Here is a 1,818-nt window from a genome sequence, read left to right as displayed (position 1 = left end):
GGGGCTTGGGTGGGAGGGAGGGGAAGCCAGCCGTCGGGCGTCCGGTGATCTACGTAGTACTCGGCATTGATCTCGGCGAAACGCGCCTGTGAGGGGTCGAGTTTGTCCTCCGGAAGGATCGCCTCGACGGGGCAGGCGTCGGCGCACGCACCGCAGTCGATGCAGACCTGCGGGTCGATGTGGAGCATCTCCGCGGTCGCGAACCCCGGCTCGTCCGGCGAGGGGTGGATGCAGTTCACGGGGCACACCGCGACACAACTCGCGTCGTTGCAGCACGTCTGAGTGATCACATAGGCCATGGCGGGGTCCTCGGAAGGGCGGGGCGGCACGACCGCCGAGTTCATGTAACAGTGCGTAACAGTTAATGCGACTGTAGTCCCCGCCACACCCGGTTCGCAAGACGCGCTGCGCACGAGCCGGGTAGCTGCGAGAATCGGCCGATCGGGCATCCGACACAGGGGGACACGCAGTGGCCATCGTGACATCCACCGACGACCCACCCTGGGCGCGACCTCTCGCGGCACTCCCCGCCGAGGCGACGCCCTTCCGCACCGAACGCTCCGTGCGTACCGGCGATGTCGACACCTCGCAGCGTCTCCGACTCGACGGCGTCGCCCGGTACCTCCAGGACATCGGCATCGACAACCTCGAGGCCGTCGACGCCGCGCACACCGATCCCCTGTGGATCGTCCGGCGCACCGTGATCGACGTCCACCGGCCGGCGCGGTTCCCGCAGCATCTCCGGCTGCGCCGCTGGTGCGATGCCCTCTCCACCCGGTGGGCCAACGTACGAGTCCGACTGGACGACCCGCACGACGACGAGGGCGGACCCCTCATCGACACGGCAGGATTCTGGATCGACATCGGTCCCACGACGGGTGCCCCGACCCGCATCAGTGACGGGCTCTTCGAGCACATGTCGCGATATGCGCTCGACACCCGGCTCAGGTGGCGCGCGTGGCTGCCTGCCTCACCGGAGGGCGAGATCACCGACAGTCGCGAATTCCCGCTCCGCGTCACCGATTTCGACCCGTTCGGGCACGTCAACAACGCCGTGTACTGGCACGGGGTGGAAGAACTGCTCGCGTCCCGTCCCGATCTGCAGAGCTCACCGTATCGAGCGGTGATCGAACATCTGCGACCCATCGGAACCGACGAGACCCTGGTCCTCCGCGCCGTCGACGACCGGCACGGCCTGACGCTGTGGTTCACAGTGGACGATCGCGCCCGCGCGGTCGCCCGGGTCGTTCGCCTCTGAACGCTCTACGGTGGAGCCCATGACCCGCACTCTGATCTTGCTGCGCCACGGCAAGTCCGCGTACCCGGACGACGTGGACGATCACGACCGTCCGCTGTCCCCGCGCGGTCGCCGCGAGGCGGGGCTCGCCGGGCGGTGGATCAGGGCCACAGTGCCTCCGATCGACAAGGTGCTGTGCTCGACCGCGGTCCGAACCCGCAAGACCCTCACCGAAGCGGGTATCGAAGCACCCGTCGACTACCGCGACAGCCTCTACCTCGCAGATCCCGCCACGCTGCTCGAGGAGATCCACTCGGTGCCGAAGGATGTCCGGACCCTCCTTGTCGTGGGCCACGAGCCGACACTGTCCACGACGGTCCTGAATCTGGTCACCGACCACAGCACCGACGAGGCGCAGCAGGTCACGGAGAAGTTCCCCACGTCGTCGGTCGCCGTCCTGGCGGTCCGGGGGCGCTGGGACGAACTCGAACCCGGCCGGGCCGAACTCACCGATTTCCACATCCCACGATAAGCGTCCGGACAGCGAAGAGGGGGCGCCCCCCCCCCCCCACAGGGGGGGG

General features: G+C 68.2%; 3 protein-coding genes. 2 read left to right on the top strand and 1 reads right to left on the bottom strand.

Annotation, left to right across the window (positions count from 1 at the left end; genetic code table 11):
• On the bottom strand, positions 1-299 hold a 299-nt coding region (locus tag TVH25_RS21265), incomplete at its 3' end, for a 4Fe-4S dicluster domain-containing protein (RefSeq protein ID WP_422425409.1).
• Positions 300-469: 170 nt separating this feature from the next.
• Here TVH25_RS21265 and TVH25_RS21260 point away from each other — a divergent pair.
• A complete protein-coding gene (locus TVH25_RS21260) occupies positions 470-1,258 on the top strand; it encodes an acyl-[acyl-carrier-protein] thioesterase (protein WP_422425408.1) in 789 nt (262 codons plus the stop codon).
• Positions 1,259-1,277: 19 nt separating this feature from the next.
• Positions 1,278-1,769, top strand: coding sequence for a SixA phosphatase family protein (locus tag TVH25_RS21255; protein ID WP_169619507.1), 492 nt, complete (start codon positions 1,278-1,280; stop codon positions 1,767-1,769).
• The last annotated feature ends 49 nt before the right edge of the window (positions 1,770-1,818 follow it).

The sequence above is a fragment of the Rhodococcus sp. 7Tela_A2 genome (genome assembly GCF_049311045.1).
Taxonomy (GTDB): domain Bacteria; phylum Actinomycetota; class Actinomycetes; order Mycobacteriales; family Mycobacteriaceae; genus Rhodococcus.
This window is presented reverse-complemented; position numbering and strand designations above follow the sequence as displayed.